Source organism: Vibrio sp. 10N.286.48.B8 (assembly GCF_003050085.1).
Lineage (GTDB): Bacteria > Pseudomonadota > Gammaproteobacteria > Enterobacterales > Vibrionaceae > Vibrio > Vibrio crassostreae.
On record NZ_PIGD01000006.1, the window covers coordinates 216,535 to 234,004 of the forward strand.

17 protein-coding genes are annotated in these 17,470 nt (G+C 43.4%); 10 read left to right on the top strand and 7 right to left on the bottom strand.

Going from position 1 to position 17,470, the window contains the following annotated elements; all coding sequences use genetic code 11:
• Positions 1-13 precede the first annotated feature (13 nt).
• Both CWO08_RS09935 and CWO08_RS09940 read right to left on the bottom strand, forming a co-directional pair.
• Positions 14-235, bottom strand: a complete 222-nt coding sequence (locus CWO08_RS09935) for a hypothetical protein (protein ID WP_017057116.1) — start codon at positions 233-235, stop codon at positions 14-16.
• A gap of 254 nt (positions 236-489) precedes the next feature.
• The gene (locus CWO08_RS09940) at positions 490-1,728 is read right to left on the bottom strand and encodes a DEAD/DEAH box helicase (protein ID WP_108020364.1); all 1,239 of its coding nucleotides are present in this window, start codon (positions 1,726-1,728) and stop codon (positions 490-492) included.
• Between the two features lie 209 nt (positions 1,729-1,937).
• On the opposite strand from CWO08_RS09940, the gene CWO08_RS09945 reads away from it, so the two are divergent.
• Both CWO08_RS09945 and CWO08_RS09950 read left to right on the top strand, forming a co-directional pair.
• The gene (locus CWO08_RS09945; RefSeq protein WP_102480783.1) at positions 1,938-2,564 is read left to right on the top strand and encodes a LysE family translocator; all 627 of its coding nucleotides are present in this window, start codon (positions 1,938-1,940) and stop codon (positions 2,562-2,564) included.
• A 213-nt stretch (positions 2,565-2,777) separates the two neighbouring features.
• On the top strand, positions 2,778-3,134 hold the full coding sequence (locus CWO08_RS09950) for a PilZ domain-containing protein (protein WP_108020365.1): 357 nt from the start codon (positions 2,778-2,780) through the stop codon (positions 3,132-3,134).
• A 139-nt stretch (positions 3,135-3,273) separates the two neighbouring features.
• On the opposite strand, the gene CWO08_RS09955 is transcribed toward CWO08_RS09950, so the two are convergent.
• Together CWO08_RS09955 and CWO08_RS09960 are read right to left on the bottom strand one after the other, a co-directional pair.
• Positions 3,274-4,398 (bottom strand): M14-type cytosolic carboxypeptidase, encoded by a 1,125-nt coding sequence (locus CWO08_RS09955; protein WP_048658353.1) that lies wholly within the window; start codon positions 4,396-4,398, stop codon positions 3,274-3,276.
• Positions 4,399-4,536: 138 nt separating this feature from the next.
• The gene (locus CWO08_RS09960; protein WP_048658756.1) at positions 4,537-4,812 is read right to left on the bottom strand and encodes a nitrogenase-stabilizing/protective protein NifW; all 276 of its coding nucleotides are present in this window, start codon (positions 4,810-4,812) and stop codon (positions 4,537-4,539) included.
• Between the two features lie 316 nt (positions 4,813-5,128).
• Here CWO08_RS09960 and CWO08_RS09965 point away from each other — a divergent pair, with 316 nt between their 5' ends.
• The 3 genes from CWO08_RS09965 to CWO08_RS09975 all read left to right on the top strand — a co-directional run bounded on the left by CWO08_RS09965 (position 5,129) and on the right by CWO08_RS09975 (position 9,046).
• Complete coding sequence (locus tag CWO08_RS09965) at positions 5,129-6,223, top strand: NapC/NirT family cytochrome c (RefSeq protein WP_102480784.1); 1,095 nt, start codon at positions 5,129-5,131, stop codon at positions 6,221-6,223.
• A gap of 20 nt (positions 6,224-6,243) precedes the next feature.
• The gene (locus CWO08_RS09970; RefSeq protein WP_048658355.1) at positions 6,244-8,691 is read left to right on the top strand and encodes a molybdopterin guanine dinucleotide-containing S/N-oxide reductase; all 2,448 of its coding nucleotides are present in this window, start codon (positions 6,244-6,246) and stop codon (positions 8,689-8,691) included.
• Between the two features lie 142 nt (positions 8,692-8,833).
• Positions 8,834-9,046, top strand: coding sequence for a TIGR02450 family Trp-rich protein (locus CWO08_RS09975; protein ID WP_026084164.1), 213 nt, complete (start codon positions 8,834-8,836; stop codon positions 9,044-9,046).
• 49 nt (positions 9,047-9,095) lie between these two features.
• Here CWO08_RS09975 and CWO08_RS09980 read toward each other — a convergent pair whose 3' ends face one another.
• Positions 9,096-9,833: an HAD-IIB family hydrolase gene (locus CWO08_RS09980; RefSeq protein WP_108020366.1), complete on the bottom strand. Its 738-nt coding sequence runs from the start codon at positions 9,831-9,833 to the stop codon at positions 9,096-9,098.
• Positions 9,834-9,987: 154 nt separating this feature from the next.
• Between CWO08_RS09980 and CWO08_RS23975 the strand changes: the two genes are divergently transcribed.
• From CWO08_RS23975 to proX, 4 genes are all read left to right on the top strand, one after another.
• The gene (locus CWO08_RS23975; protein WP_155492526.1) at positions 9,988-10,134 is read left to right on the top strand and encodes a hypothetical protein; all 147 of its coding nucleotides are present in this window, start codon (positions 9,988-9,990) and stop codon (positions 10,132-10,134) included.
• Positions 10,135-10,474: 340 nt separating this feature from the next.
• A complete protein-coding gene (gene proV, locus CWO08_RS09985) occupies positions 10,475-11,662 on the top strand; it encodes a glycine betaine/L-proline ABC transporter ATP-binding protein ProV (protein WP_108020367.1) in 1,188 nt (395 codons plus the stop codon).
• A 3-nt stretch (positions 11,663-11,665) separates the two neighbouring features.
• The gene (proW, locus tag CWO08_RS09990) at positions 11,666-12,760 is read left to right on the top strand and encodes a glycine betaine/L-proline ABC transporter permease ProW (protein WP_019824227.1); all 1,095 of its coding nucleotides are present in this window, start codon (positions 11,666-11,668) and stop codon (positions 12,758-12,760) included.
• Positions 12,753-13,760, top strand: coding sequence for a glycine betaine/L-proline ABC transporter substrate-binding protein ProX (gene proX, locus CWO08_RS09995; protein WP_108020368.1), 1,008 nt, complete (start codon positions 12,753-12,755; stop codon positions 13,758-13,760). Before proW ends, proX begins: the two co-directional genes overlap by 8 nt.
• Positions 13,761-13,963: 203 nt before the next feature.
• Here proX and CWO08_RS10000 read toward each other — a convergent pair whose 3' ends face one another.
• The gene (locus tag CWO08_RS10000) at positions 13,964-14,338 is read right to left on the bottom strand and encodes a nuclear transport factor 2 family protein (protein WP_017633307.1); all 375 of its coding nucleotides are present in this window, start codon (positions 14,336-14,338) and stop codon (positions 13,964-13,966) included.
• 142 nt (positions 14,339-14,480) lie between these two features.
• Between CWO08_RS10000 and CWO08_RS10005 the strand changes: the two genes are divergently transcribed.
• Positions 14,481-15,347 carry a LysR family transcriptional regulator gene (locus CWO08_RS10005; protein ID WP_108020369.1) on the top strand — a complete coding sequence of 289 codons (867 nt, stop codon included), beginning with the start codon at positions 14,481-14,483 and terminating at the stop codon, positions 15,345-15,347.
• A 28-nt stretch (positions 15,348-15,375) separates the two neighbouring features.
• On the opposite strand, the gene CWO08_RS10010 is transcribed toward CWO08_RS10005, so the two are convergent.
• Positions 15,376-17,235 carry a helix-turn-helix transcriptional regulator gene (locus CWO08_RS10010; protein ID WP_108020370.1) on the bottom strand — a complete coding sequence of 620 codons (1,860 nt, stop codon included), beginning with the start codon at positions 17,233-17,235 and terminating at the stop codon, positions 15,376-15,378.
• Positions 17,236-17,470: the final 235 nt, after the last annotated feature.

The window sequence follows — 17,470 nt, forward strand, 5'->3', positions numbered from 1 at the left end:
TACTCTCGTTGTCCTACTTGTTACCCCAGTGGTCACTTACCCAACCACCTATGTGCTCATCAAAATGACTGCCACTGAACCTCTGGTTGCGTTCAACCGAAGTATCACAATCATCCTTATTATCTATTAGGGTTTGTATGTAGTTGGCCATCGGGTCATTGGAACGTTGACGATCTCGGCGGGTTGCCACTTCCTTAATCAGTTGTAATCGATATGTAGAGCTAGCACGTTTCATTTCAATGACCTCCTGTTGTAGACACTAATAGAAAAATCTAGTTGCCAGACATAGGGGCGTCAACGTGATTTAAGAGTATTTTTTTTGAGCAACCAAGAATCAATACGTTGGCATCATAATTCACAAAAGTGTCATTTAAGTTGGCGTGTTGAGAGCAGTTTTTGGGTGTGATTTTATGTTTGATTGCATATAAAAAAAGCCCAGTAAAAACTGAGCTAATGATTCTATTTCTGGTTGCTTAGAGCTATTTCTGGTTACTTTGAGCTATTTGGTTTGCTTTTAAATTGCTTAATGCTTTTCTTTTTAGCTGTTCTTCGATTGGCCATTTTATCTTTAGGTGGACGCTTGCGAGCGGTCGCTTCAGATGCAGGCTTGTCGGTAACAGGGAAACCTTCTAATGGTTGCAGCACTAACGGCTTATTGGTCAGGGTGCGAATTGCATTTAGATAATCAGTTTCGCTGTGGCTAACCAGAGAGATCGCGCAGCCAGTACTTCCTGCTCTTGCGGTGCGACCAACGCGGTGTACGTAAGTTGCTGAGTGAGAGGGCAATTCGAAGTTAATCACGACAGGTAACTGATCAATATGAATGCCTCGAGCCATGACGTCTGTCGCGATAAGCACACGAGTCTCGCCATTTTTGAAACTTTCTAATGCTTGCTCTCGTTCTTCTTGGCTCTTATTTCCATGTAACGCACTCACACTGATTTTGGCTTTATTCAATCGTTTGGTTAATGCATCAGCATTGTCTTTTGCGCCAATAAATACCAATACTTGCGTCCATGTGTGTTGATTGAGTAGTGCGATGAGCGCTTGAGCTTTACTGCCTTTGTTTACTAAATACAGGGTTTCTTCAATAGTCGCGACCACGCTGTTTTCTTGGTGTGTCGTGACTTTAACTGGATTTGAAAGAAGCTCTTCAGCCTGACCTACTAGTTCGGGCGGAAGTGTCGCAGAGAACAGCAGTGACTGACGTTTGCTCGGTAGTGCTGCAGTAATCGCTTGAATATCAGGCCAAAAGCCCATGTCGATCAGGCGATCGGCTTCATCAAGAACCAATGATGAACATTGAGCTACATCCAGTTCACCACTTTTGATTAAAGCAAGTAAGCGGCCCGGTGTGGCGATGGCTAATTGTGGTTTAGTCGATAATTGTTGCTGTTGATCATCAGTATTCACGCCGCCCGTTAGTGTTACCAGTTTGATATTGAGCGTTGTCGCGATCGGTTCTAAAGATTTGGTCACTTGAGATGCAAGTTCACGGGTTGGAACAATGATCAGTGCTTGCAGTTCATTTACATCTTGGTTGATGTTATTCAGTAAAGGTAAGCCGAACGCCAATGTTTTACCGCTGCCCGTTTGAGCCAATGCAAGTACGTCTTTCCCCGCAATAATGGTAGGAATTACCGCTTGCTGTATCTCTGTCGGCTTATTGAATTGAGATGGGAGCGCGGAGACGGTTTTTGCGTTAAGGGTTAGGCTAGCAAATGACATAAATGAACCAAGTATCAAAAGGGAGGTGGAGTCTAACAGGGCTACAAATGTTAGAGAATCAGTTTTGTATGTTAGACGATAAACACATTCATTATACGCGCGAATTATGTATGTTAGCCATACGCGATAATTAAGCGTTTATCATATTGTAATGGCACTGAATGGACGTACAATGTCCGCCCTAAAAATGTTCATGAAATGAGATCGACATGAGTTTGGACAGTATCCGGCTGTTTATTGTTATCGTGTTTTTTATTGCCATTATTCCGGGCCCTAATGCGCTGTTGGTATTAAGCACAGCATTAACTCAAAGGAAGCTGTTCGCATTTGTGAACGTGTTGGGCGTGTCATGTGGTTTCTTTTTTCACGCATTTATCTCGGCCAACGGCATAAGCCTGTTATTGTCGAACACTCCCATGGCCTTTGAAGGGCTTAAGTGGGCTGGGGTTTTGTACCTTGTCTGGCTTGGGTATAACCATTTTCGTGCGGCGCTGCGCGCTCAAGAGGGCGTACTTTCAGTGGTAGGCGCATCGGGAAGTAAGCTTTATAACCAATTTTTCAAAGGGCTCCTTACTAATCTACTGAATCCTAAAATCGTCCTATTTTATCTTTCTATATTCCCTCAATTTGTGTCAAAAGATACGATTGTGTCAGACAGCCTAATGCTTGGTGGGATTCAAGCGATAGTGGTGTCGATGTGGTTTTTGGTTGTGATCTTAATGGCGGATACGTTTAAGCGCTTGTTGGTTCAAAAGCGTACCTCGCAAATGATGAACATCGTGTGTGGGGTTCTATTTGTGGGCTTCAGCATTCAGTTGGCGTTGTTTCAGCTTTAGGTTTAGAGCTTGATAGAAGCGTTAACCGATACGACTCATATCTCACTTTTCACTGAATCTTAGGGAATCCTTGTCTCTCTGCATAAATGCCTAAAGCATTAGGTTATAAAGTCGATATAATTATCAGCTATCAATTTGGTGAATGTGTTTGTTTGAGACCAATTGAAGCCAAAGTCTATTGCTTGACCGAATAACAGAGACAGGGAGTCACTAATGCGTGAAGATTCATTCACCCAGAAACGCAAATATTACCGCTTAAAGTACCCTCAAAAGGCACGTCCGGTGATGCGAATTAAGGATGATCTTTTTCATGTCAGTGAAGTTTCTGAAAAGGGCGTACGCCTGATGATGCGTAATATTATTCCGGTTTACCGCGGCTTTTCAATGGCAGGCACTTTAAGGTTACATGACAACAACAGTGTTGATATTAGCGGTGCTGTATTGCGACAAGAAGGTGACGAAGTGATCGTTCAGTTATCACAAGGCCCGAGCTTTAAAGATATGGTGTCTGAACAACGCCACATCAGACAGCGATACCCAGTATTTTTTGCTAGCCTCAGAGTGGCATAGAAAGCTTTTAAAGTTAGATTCACTCATTCAAACCGATATTAAAAAGCCCAGCACTTTTTCAAGTGCTGGGCTTTACTATATATGTAAGCAAACTAACGATACGGACAAACTAAGGAGTTTAGTCTGCCTATAGTTCGTTTTATAGCTCGTCTACTGTCGCCCAAACTGCGGCTAACATGTCGTGACCAAATGCAACGCTGCGTTCTGGAGACCAACCGTAAAGTTCGTCTGCGTGGCTGATGTGATCTTTAAATGGCATCTCGACTGTGTAAGCTAAACACTTGAACTGCTCACCAATCCAGTTTGTGCCAACCGTCATATTCGCTTTGCCCGGTTCGTCTTTATCGTAACCAAACTCATCTTGGAACTCTGGCGTGATAGTCAGCAGTGCTTGCTTGAAGTGATTTTCTAGTTTAGCAATGCGCTCGTTGTATGAAGGCGTGCCTTCGCTACCTGCTACAAAGTTATATGGGATCGCTTCGTCGCCGTGAATATCTAGACACAGATCAACGCCCGTTTCTAGCATGCGCTCACGAACAAGGAATACTTCTGGGCTACGTTCCATAGAAGGCGATTGCCATTCACGGTTCAGGTTAACGCCAATCGCATTAGTACGAAGGTGACCGCGGATGCTGCCATCTGGGTTCATGTTAGGAACCACGCGGAAAACAACGCTGTCTAGCAGAGAACGACCTACTGTATCTGTTTCATCAAGCAGACGTTGAAGTAGACCTTCGATCAACCATTCAGCCATAGTCTCGCCAGGGTGTTGGCGACCTATAACCCAAATGTTTTTCTTCTCTTCACTTGGCTCACCAATGGTTAGCAAAGTGATGTCATTGTTGTCTAGCGTGTGGCCCAGAGTTTCAAGCTTACAAGCCGGGTGCGTTTGAGCACTGTGCAGAAGATCTTGGTGACGATCGTATGAGTAAGGCGCGAAGTACGCGAAGTACATTGAATCGTGCTCTGGAATGATGTCGAAGCTTAGTGTGTCGCCATCGAATTGAGATGGGATACGGAACCACTCTTCACGGTCGTACGATGCAACCACATCATAATCTTTCCAGCCTTCAGGATACGCCGATGTTGCCAGTTGACCGATTTCGAAGTGGTGTGCTTGTTGAGCATCGCTTTCTAAGCGGAAGTGAAACCACTGAGAGATTTCAGTCTGGTTGTCTGCTGGGATAGTCAGTTGAATGTTTTGTGGTGAATCTGCTGAAACGACGTGGATGTTGCCGCTTTCGAAATTGCTGAAAATTTTCATTGTAGTTTTTATCTCGTAGTTGAGTTGCCGTAAGATTAGCACACTTTTTTTCGAGCAAACCACTAACTAAATCGTAATGAGATGTTATTTCAACTATCCACTTTTTAGTTGTCTATTTTTGAACAACCCACTTTCCAACTATCGGCGCTGGCAAGTGGTACACCCACGGCAGGCAGAACGTGTGTGGCGATCTAACTTGCTACGTTGCACCTTGCAGTAAGCGTTTTTCAATGCTCTTCGTCCAGAAAACCAATCATCGGGTTTCGCAAGAATCAGATAACCATTAAATCGTTTAACGAGCTCGATTCTGTTTTGCTCGATGAACTTGCTATCAAACCCAATTTCAAAGTAATCAAGCGCTTGTTCGATGGAGGTGAAACTCGCTATTTTTTGCTGGAATTCTGTTTGGCTCATCTCTAATTTAGTGCCGTAAATTTGCAAGCATTATAGATGTGTTCGCTAGTCCTTATTTTGATTTTAGTACGTTTTTACGTGGGGAAGCACACGGTTATTTTGTGTGGATTTTATAAATTAATATGGCCTTATTTGTTTTGTGAATATAAAACAAAATGGTTGCGCAGTCATGGTTATAAGTGATTTGTATTTAGGTCTCATTGCTCGCTTTCTTTATTATCAATAAAGACAATTTATGACGTGAATCAATAGTGACTACCCCTAAAGTATTATTCTGATCGCAATTGTTACTAATTGTTGAAGATGATTTCTAAATATGTCTATTAAAAAACGATATATCGCTCTTATTGCCGCAGTGGGTATAGGTATTGGCTGGTTAACGCTGGGCGGCACTGCTGCTGTTATGCACTACACATCGAGTACTGAGTTCTGTACTTCTTGCCACACTATGCAAATACCTTACGAAGAATATGAAGGTTCAATCCACTTCAGTAATGCTAAAGGCATTCGTGCTGAATGTGCAGACTGCCATATTCCCTCCGACCCAGTTGATTACGTAATCACTAAAATTCGTGCCTCCAAAGACATTTATCATGAGTTTGTGACTGGCAAAATTGATACCGAAGACAAGTACGAAGAACACCGTATGGCGATGGCTGAAACCGTTTGGGCTCAACTACGTGAAAGTGATTCTGCTACTTGTCGCTCTTGCCATACCTTCGATGCGATGGATAGCTACGAGCAATCTGCAGATGCGGCGAAAATGCATGAGTACGGGCAAGAGAATAATCAGACGTGTATCGACTGCCACAAAGGTGTTGCTCACTTTGCACCAGAGCCAGAGATGGACAGTGAAGCGTTCGACAACTTGATGGCATTCACTGAGAAAACAGACCCAAATGCTAACGTCGTGTACTCAGCTCAAACTATCAGTATTGGCGACCTTGGCACTATCAATCCAACGGCACGCCTAGATGTGAAAAGTGTTGAAGGTACTGAGCGCAAAATCGAGTTGCATGCTTACCAAATGAAGGGTGCAGAACAGGTGCTTTACTACGGCGAAGGTCAACGCTCAATCGTTGCGATGCTGACAGACCAAGGGCAACAGAGCCTTGAAGTTGGTGATTTTAAAACGGATGCGTACGGCAATGAATGGCGAACGGCGGTGCTAACCGCGAACGTTGATGTGCCTGTACTGGATTCACTCGAGCCAATCTGGGATTACGCTGAAGAACTCGACAACGTTTACTGCTCGACATGCCACGCAAAAATTGGCGCGAACCACTTCACCGTTAATGCTTGGGGCCCCGTTGCAAAAGGCATGGGCGAAAGAACTGACATTTCAGACCAAGATTTAGAACTTCTTACTAAATACTTCCAGAACCACGCAAAAGATGTGGCTGGCCACTAAGAAACAAAAGGGAAATAATTATGGCAGATATTACTCGTCGCGGATTCCTCAAAGGAACAAGCATGGCTGCTGGTGCGCTGGCATTTACGTCGCTAACGCCAATGACAGCGTCGGCTGCAAACAAGCGTGGTAAAGGTGTATTAACAGCGGGTCGTATGGGACCTATGCTGTGTGAAGTAAAAGATGGCAAGTTAGTGTCGACTACTAATGCACTGGCACAAACTGTTCCAAACAGCCTACAAACTACAGGCCCTGACCAAGTACATACTAAAGCTCGTATCAAATACCCAATGGTACGTAAAGGCTTCCTAGATAACCCATCCGATCCAACAGGAACTCGTGGCGGAGATGAATACGTTCGAGTGTCTTGGGATGAAGCCTATAAGCTGATCCACGAACAACACATGCGTATTCGTAAAGAGAATGGCCCTGAATCTGTATTCGCGGGTTCTTACGGTTGGCGTTCAAGTGGTGTATTGCACAAAGCACAAACGCTACTACAACGTTACATGAGCTTGGCTGGTGGTTACTCAGGTCACTTAGGTGACTACTCAACTGGTGCTGCTCAAGTGATCATGCCGCACGTAATGGGATCGATCGAAGTTTATGAACAACAAACCACTCACCCTGTGGTACTAGAGAGCTCAGACGTTGTTGTGTTGTGGGGTATGAACCCAATGAACACGCTTAAGATTGCATGGAGTTCAACCGACTGTTCAGGCCTAGAGTTCTTTCATAAACTTAAGAAGTCTGGCAAGACAATCATCGCTATCGACCCAATGCGCTCAGAAACGATCGATTTCTTTGGTGACGCAGTTCAGTGGATTGCACCGCGCCCAATGACCGATGTCGCAATGATGATGGGTATCGCACACTCTTTAGTTAAGAAGGGTAAGCATGACGTAGAGTTCCTAAATAAGTACACCAGTGGTTACGATAAGTTTGAAGCGTACCTAATGGGTAAAGAGGACGGTATTGAAAAGACGCCAGCATGGGCTGAAGAGATCACAGGCGTTCCTGCGAAACAACTTGAGCTACTTGCTGATATCTTTAGTCAGAATCGCACCATGCTTATGGCTGGTTGGGGCATTCAGCGTCAACAATACGGTGAGCAACGCCACTGGATGGTAGTGACTCTCGCAGCAATGCTTGGTCAGATTGGCCTTCCAGGTGGTGGTTTCGGTCTTTCTTACCACTACTCGAATGGCGGTAACCCAACTCGTGATGCGGGTGTATTACCAGCAATCTCAGCTTCAATTGGTGGCGGTTCTTCTGCTGGTAATGACTGGGCTGTTTCAGGTGCGGTGAACAGTTTCCCTGTTGCTCGTATTACAGAAGCTCTGGAAAACCCAGGCAAAACATACATGCATAATGGTCATGAGCTGACGTTCCCTGACCTGAAAATGATCTGGTGGGCGGGCGGTGGTAACTTCACTCACCATCAAGACACCAACCGTTTGATCAAAGCGTGGCAAAAACCTGAACTTGTGGTTATCTCTGAAATCTACTGGACAGCCGCTGCCAAGCACGCCGATATTGTGTTGCCAATTACTACGTCATTTGAACGTAATGATATGACGATGACGGGTGACTACAGTAATCAACACTTAGTGCCAATGAAGAAAGCGGTTGAACCTCAAGGTGAAGCGCGTAATGACTTCGATGTATTTGCAGACATGTCTGAGATGATCAAAGCGGGTGGCCGTGATGTCTTCACTGAAGGCAAAGACGAAATGGCATGGTTGAAAGGCTTCTACGATGCGGCACAAAAAGCAGGTAAATCTGCACGTGTTCGTATGCCTAAATTTGGTAAGTTCTGGGATGATAACCAGCTTATTGAAATGAAGTACAACAAGAAGGCGGCACAGTTTGTTCGTCATGCTGACTTCCGTAAGGATCCAGTGATGAACCCGCTAGGTACGCCAAGTGGTAAAATTGAGATCTTCTCTAAAACCATTGAAGGCTACAAGCTTGCTGATTGCCCTGCTCACCCAACATGGATTGAGCCTACTGAGTTCTTCGGTAAAGCGAAAAGTGATGAACTGCAGCTGATGACAGCGCACGCCGCGCATCGTCTACACAGTCAGTTCAACTACGCGAAGATCCGCGAAGAGTATGCGATTGGTAACCGTGAGCCTATCTCTATTAACGTAGAAGACGCGAAAGCTCGTGGCATCAAAACGGGTGATTTGGTTCGTGCATACAACGATCGTGGACAAGTACTGGTTGGTGCATTAGTGACTGATGGCATCAAACAGGGCGCTGTATGTATTCATGAAGGCGGTTGGCCTGATTTGGATAAAGATACAGGTCTATGTAAAAACGGTGGCTGTAACGTGCTTACGTTGGATATTCCAACCTCTCGTTTGGCAAATGGTTGTGCAGCGAACTCTGCGCTTGTGAAAATTGAAAAATACACAGGCCCAGTATTAGAACTGACGGCATTTGATCCACCTAAAAATGGCTAATCTCTAACGAGAAATAGCTAATCGAATGAAGCCAGCCTAACCGCTGGCTTTTTTATGATCTTTTTTGCGATGGAAAGACTATTACTTTGTGTCGAGTAGACAACTCATGATAATCAACGACGTCAAAGCAAGAGAGAAGCCCATGAATCGGATCAACCCAAAGAAGTTATTTCGTAGCAAATGGACAGCCGTTAGCCCCGTGAAGAAAGAAAAGCACTTTATGGTCACAGAAGTCGAATTTGATGAAGGGGAGGTAGTGCGCTGCATGATAGAGGCGGTAATGACCAAACGAGAAGAAGACATCAATTGGCGAGAGCTTACAGATAATCAAAATTGGCTCCCAGGTTGGAAGTAGGACCGGAAGCCTGTTTGATTAGAATTTGTTGTTAATGGCTAACTAGCGTTTATCGGATGCTCGACGCTCGCTTTTGCCAGTATTTGAGCCCCTCTAACACACCCTCAGCGTGCGTTGCTGTGCTGGTGTACACATTGTCTCTGTCGGATAGGTGCGCCACTTCTGGATAATGGTTAGCAACCAATATCGAATTTACACCCTCTATCGTTAGCATGGATGTGTCGTTTGCAGAGTCGCCCGCGACACACACTTCTTCTACGCTCAAACCATGCTGCTTGAGCAGGTGATGAATCGCAGTAGCCTTATTGACGCCCTTTGGTGTGATGTCCAAATACCAGTCGTGGGAGTAGGTGAGGTGTACATCTAACCCGTGCGACTCCAAGCTTGATTCAATCAACTCATGTTGAGGTTCAGACAGCTTCCCTTCAAAAGTAATCTTGTAATCTCCTTGATGATTTTCAAAGCGTTCGCCCATAAAGTCGAGTGGTGCGAGTGCTGTCTCTACTTTGGATTTGTTCCACGACGCTTCTAATTGATTGTGCCAAACATGATCGGGTTTTTGGGAGTGAACGTGATGAATTGTAGTGCCAACATCGCTGATAATGCTGTGTGGTTTAGGGTAGTTATCAGACGCCAACCCAACTCGAATTGACGGCAGAGTTCTTCCTGTCGCAATGATAAAACGGATATCAGGTTGCTCGGTTAGGTAGTTAAATAACTGATTCACCCCATGAGAAGAGCCTCCATCCAGCGTCCCGTCAAAGTCACACACCAGCATTTTTATCATTCGAATTCCTTGTCTTTTTCTCTAATTCATCGCGGGGAAATGTCAATTTCTTTTATAAAGAATGGCTCAGCAGTGAGGACTCTACAAGTTGTCTTTTAGCTTGGGTAATCGACGTTTAATAGTTTGTAGCAAGTGTCACAGTTGGTGTGATGTTTTGAAACTCTTGGTTGAAAAGATCGATTTTATCTCGCTGACTTTAGCCAGTTCACCTTTGGATTTTATGTCGATGCCGAGTGTGGATCTTATCCCTGTAGCAGGGTGGATGATCAACTCTGAAACGTCATTAAATCTTAATAAATAGTTTGTGTTCGAATTATTTGCACACGAACTATTTGGTCCTATTCTTGGTCTGTTTCGCGTATTAATTGCTCAAATGTAAAATAAATATTCAATAATCTATCAGTAAACAATACATAATGTTGCAAGCGGTCTTGTTGTTTTAATATCTTTTGTTTTCAGTGTGTTGGGTGTTTGCTGCTTTGTTTTTAATCATTAATTTTTCTAGGGGATTGGTGGTTTTGTGGGTGAGTTACAGTACGAGCTCCCTTGATTTACACTGGTTATTTACTTAGAGTACTAATCATTTTTCGAGCTTAAATAACCATTTTTAAGTTAAAATAGCTAAGAAAGGATTAGATTATATGGATCCCATACTGGAAGTTAAGGGACTGTACAAGGTGTTTGGTGAAGACACCGACCGCGCTTTTACGATGATTAATCAAGGTGCGAACAAAGATAAAGTTTTCGAAGAAACAGGGCTAACGATCGGCGTTAACGATGTTTCTCTTAGTATTCAAGAAGGCGAGATTTTCGTCATAATGGGACTGTCAGGATCTGGCAAATCAACCCTAGTACGCCTTCTTAACCGCTTGATTGAACCTACCAAAGGCAATGTGCTTCTACGAGGCAAAGACATTGCCCACATCTCAGAAGATGAACTCCGCGAAGTCCGCCGCAACAACATTTCCATGGTTTTTCAAAATTTCGCATTGATGCCGCATATGACTGTGATCGAAAACACAGCGTTTGGCCTTGAGCTTGCGGGTGTCGATGTTGATAAACGAAAAGAGTCAGCACTGGCTGCGTTAGAGCGAGTAGGCCTTGGCGCGTATTCGGAGTCTTACCCAGATGAACTGTCTGGTGGTATGAAGCAGCGTGTTGGTTTGGCTCGTGCTTTAGCATGTGACCCGGACATTCTGTTAATGGACGAAGCGTTCTCTGCACTCGATCCACTGATTCGTACTGAAATGCAAGATGAGCTTATTCGCCTGCAAAATGACGATAAACGAACCATTGTTTTCATCTCGCATGATTTGGATGAAGCGATGCGTATAGGTGACCGAATTGCGATTATGCAAAATGGCGAAGTGGTTCAAGTAGGTACTCCAGACGATATTCTTAATAACCCGGCTAACGATTATGTCGAAGCTTTCTTCCGCGGTGTGAATGTAGCAAGCGTGCTTACTGTGAAAGATATTGCGCGTAAGAAGCCGGCCGCAGTATTTAAGAAATCTGAGCACGATGGTCCAGCCTCGGCTCTGCAAATCTTGATGGATAACGACCGTGAATACGGCATCGTTGTTGAGAAGAGCAGTCACTACTCAGGCATTGTTTCTATCGACTCCCTTCGCAAAGCACACAAAGAGAATAAATCATTGGTTAGCGCTCAGCTAAGTGATGGTTTAACTCTCAATCCAGATTTACCAATCAATGATGTACTTGGCCTTGTTGGCGGTGTGCCTTATTCCGTTCCTGTTGTGGACGAGCAAGGTAATTACTTTGGCGTTGTGACTAAGTCACGACTGCTACAAACATTAGATAAGGGATAGATCATGTCGTCGGAACAAACAAATAATGACCCATGGTCGCAAGCAGCTCCTTCAACTCAGCCAGCAAGTGATCCTTGGGGCCAAACAACGGAAACTGCACCATCTGCGGATTGGCTAAGCAGCGAAACCGTTGAGGTTACGCCTTTTGACCCACTGAACCCTTTTGCTGAAGCTGTACTACCAGTCGATACTTGGGTTGAGTCTGGTCTGAATTGGTTGGTTGAACACGGACGCCCACTGTTTCAGGCGATACGTGTGCCTATCGATTTCATCCTAAGTTCATTTGAAACAGCACTGGTTTCTACGCCAGCACCATTCATGTTGATCATCTTGTTTTTAGTCGCATGGCAGTTTTCAAACTTGAAGCTTGGTGTTGCTACCGCAGTATCCTTGACGTTCATTGGCTTGATTGGCGCTTGGTCTGAAGCCATGACTACGCTTTCGTTGGTGATGACATCGGTCTTCTTCTGTCTGTTGATTGGCTTACCCATGGGGATATGGCTCGCCCGCAGCAACACGGCGGCTAAATTCGTTCGTCCAATTCTGGATGCCATGCAAACCACGCCTGCCTTTGTTTATCTCGTACCAATCGTCATGTTGTTTGGTATCGGTAACGTGCCGGGTGTTGTTGTAACCATCATATTCGCACTGCCGCCAGTGGTACGTTTAACCATCTTAGGTATTCAGCAAGTACCGGAAGAGTTGATCGAAGCCGGTCACTCATTTGGCGCAAGCAAAAAGCAGATGCTTTATCGAATTCAATTGCCATTAGCACTGCCAACCATCATGGCGGGCGTAAACCAAACACTGATGCTGTCACTGTCGATGGTGGTTATCGCGTCAATGATTGCGGTAGGTGGTCTCGGTCAAATGGTACTGAGAGGTATCGGCCGTTTAGATATGGGACTGGCTGCTGTCGGTGGTTTAGGCATCGTTATTCTCGCCATCTTATTGGATCGTATCACCCAAGTGTTGGGTGTGAATGCGGGCAATACAAAATTACGCTGGTACCGCATGGGACCTGTTTCCCTAGTACTTAATGCTTTAAATCGCGGTAACAAATCAGAACTTCAATTAAGGAAAAACACCAATGAATAATTCATGGAAGAGCAAACTTGCAGTGAGCATCGTTTCTACACTGGCTGTATCAACTAACGTATGGGCAGCAAGCCTACCGGGTGAAGGTGTATCTGTTCAGCCTGTTCAATCGTCTGTAGCAGAAGAAACATTCCAAACGTTGATTGTTAACCGCGCTCTTGAAGAGCTTGGGTACGACGTGAAATCAACGCAAGAAGTGGACTACAACGTAGGCTACACCTCAATTGCAAAAGGTGACGCAACGTTCCTAACGGTAGGTTGGTTCCCGCTTCATGCAGACAAATACACAATGGCGGGCGGCGATGAAAAGTTCTACCGAGAAGGCCAATATGTAAGTGGTGCAGCGCAAGGTTACCTGATTGATAAGAAAACGGCAGAAAAGTACAACATCACTAATATTGGTCAGTTAACCGATCCAAAAATTGCAAAACTGTTTGATGCAGATGGTGATGGCAAAGCCGACCTAACAGGCTGTAACCCAGGTTGGGGTTGTGAGATGGTAATTGAACATCAACTGTCAGCATTCAAACTGGACGATACAGTAACTCATAACCAAGGTAACTATGCGGCTATCATCGCAGACACGATTTCACGTTACCAAAAGGGTGAATCAATCCTTTACTACACGTGGACACCGTACTGGGTAAGTGGTGTATTGGTGCCTAACGAAGACGTAGTATGGCTAGAAGTGCCATTCTCTTCACTTCCTGGCGAGCGTTCGGATGTTGATACGACGTTATCTAACGGCAAAAACTACGGCTTCGAAATGAACTCAATGCGCATTATTGCGAACAAAGAGTTTGCTAAGAATAACCCATCAGCAGCGAAGCTTTTCGAGATCATCAAACTTAACATCAATGATGTAAGTGCTCAGAACATGATGATGAGTAAAGGTAAGAACAGCTCTGCGGATATCGAAGCGCACGTAAACGGTTGGATTAAAGCGAACCAAAGCACGTTCGATGGTTGGATTACAGAAGCGAAGAAAGCTGCACTGTAATTTTGACTTGGATTTGCTCTGTCTTACCAGACATTTTGATTTGAAATGATGAGCGTGTTGAGTGATTGTGTAGAGTCACTCAATCACCTTCAAATCAAGTGAAATGGCGACAATAGTGAACATTAAAAAGCCAGCAGTCCATTTGGATTGCTGGCTTTTTGTTTTCTGTTTCATTTTTGAGCTTTTAGCTTCTAATTACAGCTCTAGCGTTCGCCTTGAACTTCGAAGTCATCGCTTACTAGGCGAGCACAGCCATCCGCTTCTAATGCCCAGTGTTCACGGTGCACGACACCAAACGCTTTGTTCATTGTCCAGCTAGCGGTAAGAATGTAACCACCTTCTGGGTGCTCTTCCCACTTAACATCTGTGTAATCAACGTCTTTGAAGCCTTGGTCAATGATGTTTTGCCAAAATGCTTGAATCGCTTCACGGCCTTCAAAAGTGCCGAATGGACGAGCTTCCATCACACAAGCCTCTGTGTATTGGTCGGCACAACCTTTAGCATCTTGGCTATTGAATGCTTTTTGCCACGCGTTAATGCCTTGCTTACATGCTTCTAATACTTGGTTGTTTAACATTGTTTTCTCTCCATAGCAGTCTTCTTTCAAACACTGTTTCTTTGATTAGGTATCTCGATAAGTTGGATTCAGTTTAGTCTTGGAAATTAATTTGAAAAACAGAGATAATAGAAAATACTGTTTGTAAAAAGAGAACAATAAAATGAGTAAGCTAAAGCAGATGTCGATTTTCGCTCATATTGTAGAGCAAGGCTCAGTATCGGCTGCGGCTGAAAAGTTAGAGTTGTCTAAATCTGTCGTCAGTCAGCACCTAAAAATTCTGGAACAAGAGCTTGGTGCTTCGCTTCTTAAACGAACAACGCGAAGACAAACCTTGACTAGTATGGGAGAGCGCTTCTATCTAAGTTGTAAGGATATTAACGTGATCGCTGAATCGGCATGGGATATGGCGAAATCGGAGTTGGAAGAGCCACAGGGACGGATTCGCATCACGGCTCCTAATGCGTTGATGGATTTGCTGGTTGCGCCTGTTATTGCCGATCTGATGAAACAGTATCCAAAATTAAAGCCGGAATTGATCAGTGATGATCAACACTTAGATTTCATGGAGCATGATATTGATCTTGCGGTACGAGTTGGCAGTTCACGTGACAGTAATCTAAAACAGAAGCGATTAGGTGAGTTTAAAGATGTGTTGTGTGGCGTCACAAGCATGCGGGAACGCGACCTTGAGTCAATCCCTTATATTGCAAACTCTTGGCAGGGAAAGCAGGTGACTCACCATTTTAGTTCCCAAACTGAAGAGGGCTTTGTCTATCAACAACAAGCTAACTGCGTCACCAATTCGTTTCACAGTTGTCTTGCTTTGATCAAATCTGGCGCTGGTATCGGTGTGATTCCAAATTTCTACCTCTCTCAGTTATCCAATGAAGTCGTCGACATGATGCCAAGCTTCCAACTACCGACTAACACGGTTTATGCGCTAAACCCATTCGCTTCAAATATGCCTATCGCCATTAAGCTATGTATTCAAGCGTTGGAAGAGAAGCTTAAGAAGAATTTAGTATAAGCTTTCTATAGTTAGTAAAATCAGGTGCTTAACCATGTTTACTAATAAAAGAAATAACATGTTTATTGCTAAGTAATTCAATCTTGTCGATAGTCAGTACGCAATAGCGGTAGTTTTTTTTCTTGAAGGTAATGTTCGATTTTTCTTTTGTTGGTTCTGAGAATTTATAGATTTCAAACCCAAGGTTTTTCATCAGCTCCAGTGCATTTGGATTTTTGATCATCATAGAGAATTTCTTGATCTTAGTATTTCTTGCAAGAAGCTTCATATCGGAAATCAGGTTCGCAATAGATTGTTCGCGTTTCTCAGAGTGACCGCTAACGACTAGATAATTTAAGTCCTGATTAGAATCTAAAGAGCAGGCTTGCTTAATATGCAGATGCTTATTTTGGTATTGCTCGAATACCTCTTCGTTGAAGAAAAAACCTAGGCTATGACTAACAATATCGCCATTAACATCGACCATTTTTCTGCCATGCGCCTTTTTTTCACTGCAATAGAGGAACAGGTCGATAGTATCAAGAGCTGAAGGATCCACCTTTGTATATTGCGAAATCAGCTTAATTCTATCTATTACTGCTTTGTCATTCTGATCTGTCATCAATGGCATGATCTGACAGTCGCAGCCTTCTTCTATCTCCCCTTTAGTGATAGACGATACTCGGCTTTGAAACGAAAAGAACCTCTCACGAAGGAAGTCTTCAAGTAGTGCACTGTCTTCGTTATCTTCTGAATCAAAGGATTTCAACGTTGTATACAAGTCCAGACCAAGGCAGTCCAATAGCTTTAGGGCTTTGTAATTACTTGGCTTTACTTTGCTATTTTCCCATCGATTTATCGTTACGACATCTACAGAGCTGAATTCATCATCTAAGTGATTAATGTATGCCGCAAAGTCCTTTTGCGTTAACTTCAATTTCTTGCGCGCTTCGCGCAGTAATTGCGGAAATTTCATCATGGTAGAATATTCATCTTTGATTAGTGACATTACGTTCCGATTCGTCAGATAGTCTATTTTATCAATCGTTAATATACAGTAGCTATAATGTTTATTTTTGAATGTGATATTACATTTTTTAGCAGAAGGTTCTGAAAATTTAAATACTTCAAACCCCACGCCCTTCAAGAGTTTCATCATGTTGGGGTCTTTAACTAAAACAGAATATTTTTTAATGTTTTTGTTCTGAGAAAGTAACTTTATATCTGAAACTATATGCTCAATAACATGATTTTTTGTCTCTGAGTGTGAGCTTATATTAAAATAATTTATGCTTTTGCTTGAATTTAAAGAGCTGGCCATTCTTAGATCTAGCTCTTGAGTTTTTAATGTCTCAAATTGATGGTCTTCAAAGAAAAAGCCTACGTTGTGACTCACAATGTCGCCATCTGTATTGATGAGCTTGTGACCATGTGCTTTTTTCTCACAGTAATAGAGATATAAATCAATTTGGTCCAGTGGCGAAATATCGACTTTTGTGAATTTAGAAAGTAGTTTGATTCTGTCGATAACGCCAGTGTCGCACGGCTCTGACATTAAAGGCAGTGACTTAAAGTTGCGTTCGCCTTGTTGTTGATTCAGGCCTGATAGAGCTGAAATTCTACTTTGAAATGAGCCATAGGATTCGTTTAAAAACAGTTCGATTAGTGTGTCTTTTTGTTCGGACTTAAAGCTCTTTATTGTCTCAAACAAATCTCCGCCAAGGTACCGTAAGATCTTGAGTGCTTTGTATGTACTAGGCTTTACCTTACTGTTTTCCCAACGATTTATCGTTACGACGTCAACCGCATTAAACTCATCGTCTAGCTGATTTAAGTAGGTTGCAAACTCTGTTTGTGTAAATTGAAGTTCCTTTCTGAAGTTACGTAACAACTGTGAAAACTCACTCATTAAAACATTAACCTTCTGATAATTAACTCAATGTCTTGATTCTAATTTAGACATCAGACTCTATATTTAACATCTTCAGTAATTTGTTTTTCACGGATGTTAATTGTTCGGGTTGATTGAACTGTATGTTGCGCATGTCCCTAATAGGCTAAGTGCCAAATTGGTGACGTCAAATCTATGGCATTTAGCCTGGAGACTTGTCAATCTACTGTGAAGTACGCGTTAATGTTCAGAT

Bases quoted from the DNA above. Each gene is read 5' to 3' on its own strand.
- CWO08_RS09935 (WP_017057116.1), bottom strand. From the start codon at position 235: ATGAAACGTGCTAGCTCTACATATCGATTACAACTGATTAAGGAAGTG.
- CWO08_RS09940 (WP_108020364.1), bottom strand. From the start codon at position 1,728: ATGTCATTTGCTAGCCTAACCCTTAACGCAAAAACCGTCTCCGCGCTC.
- CWO08_RS09945 (WP_102480783.1), top strand. From the start codon at position 1,938: ATGAGTTTGGACAGTATCCGGCTGTTTATTGTTATCGTGTTTTTTATT.
- CWO08_RS09950 (WP_108020365.1), top strand. From the start codon at position 2,778: ATGCGTGAAGATTCATTCACCCAGAAACGCAAATATTACCGCTTAAAG.
- CWO08_RS09955 (WP_048658353.1), bottom strand. From the start codon at position 4,398: ATGAAAATTTTCAGCAATTTCGAAAGCGGCAACATCCACGTCGTTTCA.
- CWO08_RS09960 (WP_048658756.1), bottom strand. From the start codon at position 4,812: ATGAGCCAAACAGAATTCCAGCAAAAAATAGCGAGTTTCACCTCCATC.
- CWO08_RS09965 (WP_102480784.1), top strand. From the start codon at position 5,129: ATGTCTATTAAAAAACGATATATCGCTCTTATTGCCGCAGTGGGTATA.
- CWO08_RS09970 (WP_048658355.1), top strand. From the start codon at position 6,244: ATGGCAGATATTACTCGTCGCGGATTCCTCAAAGGAACAAGCATGGCT.
- CWO08_RS09975 (WP_026084164.1), top strand. From the start codon at position 8,834: ATGAATCGGATCAACCCAAAGAAGTTATTTCGTAGCAAATGGACAGCC.
- CWO08_RS09980 (WP_108020366.1), bottom strand. From the start codon at position 9,833: ATGATAAAAATGCTGGTGTGTGACTTTGACGGGACGCTGGATGGAGGC.
- proV (WP_108020367.1), top strand. From the start codon at position 10,475: ATGGATCCCATACTGGAAGTTAAGGGACTGTACAAGGTGTTTGGTGAA.
- proW (WP_019824227.1), top strand. From the start codon at position 11,666: ATGTCGTCGGAACAAACAAATAATGACCCATGGTCGCAAGCAGCTCCT.
- proX (WP_108020368.1), top strand. From the start codon at position 12,753: ATGAATAATTCATGGAAGAGCAAACTTGCAGTGAGCATCGTTTCTACA.
- CWO08_RS10000 (WP_017633307.1), bottom strand. From the start codon at position 14,338: ATGTTAAACAACCAAGTATTAGAAGCATGTAAGCAAGGCATTAACGCG.
- CWO08_RS10005 (WP_108020369.1), top strand. From the start codon at position 14,481: ATGAGTAAGCTAAAGCAGATGTCGATTTTCGCTCATATTGTAGAGCAA.
- CWO08_RS10010 (WP_108020370.1), bottom strand. From the start codon at position 17,235: ATGAGTGAGTTTTCACAGTTGTTACGTAACTTCAGAAAGGAACTTCAA.